This is a genomic window from Acidovorax sp. KPB24-07 (assembly GCF_057543315.1).
Map to the genome: position 1 here is coordinate 1 of NZ_BAAJYS010000889.1, position 665 is coordinate 665.

Sequence of the window (665 nt, forward strand, 5' to 3'; positions counted from 1 at the left end):
CGAGGGCGCCGTGCCGGTGGCGGCCCCGCCCCCGGCCCCCCTTCCGGAGGGCGCCCCGGTGGCGGTACCCGGCCTGGCGGCCGGCTGAGCCACGCGCCCCGAAGACCGCCCATGAGCGTTCTCATGCACCTGTCGGACCTGCACTTCGGTGCGCACGACCCGCGGGTGTGCGCGGCGGTGGCCCGGCTGGTCAAGACGCTGGACGTGTCGCTGCTGGTGGTGTCGGGCGATCTCACGCAGCGCGCCACGGCCGAGCAGTTCGAGCAGGCGCATGCGTTCATCGCCGGCCTGGGCGTGCCGCATCGGCTGGTCATGCCCGGCAACCACGACGTGCCGCTGTTCGCCTGGTGGGAGCGGCTGGGCCGGGCCTACCGCCGCTACGAGCGCTGGTGGGGGCGCGACCTGGAGCCGGTGTGCGACGTGGACGGCTTCCTGGCCGTGGGGGTGAACACCACGCGACCCTGGCGGCACGAGCGCGGCAGCCTGTCGCATGCCCAGATCGACGCGGTGGCGCAACGCCTGGCCTCGGCCCCGCGCGACCGCTGGCGCATCGTGGTCACGCACCACCCGCTGGTGGTGCACCCCACGAGCGACACCGAGCACCGGCCCCACCGCGCGGGCGAGGCCCTGGCGCGCTGGCGCGAGGCGGGTGCCCAGCTGCTGCT

General features: G+C 75.8%; 1 protein-coding gene. It reads left to right on the plus strand.

What is annotated here, in order from left to right; translation table 11 throughout:
• Window positions 1-111: 111 nt before the first annotated feature.
• Window positions 112-665 (plus strand): metallophosphoesterase family protein (locus AC27IQ_RS26495; RefSeq protein WP_487091442.1); only part of this gene is annotated, 554 nt, incomplete at its 3' end.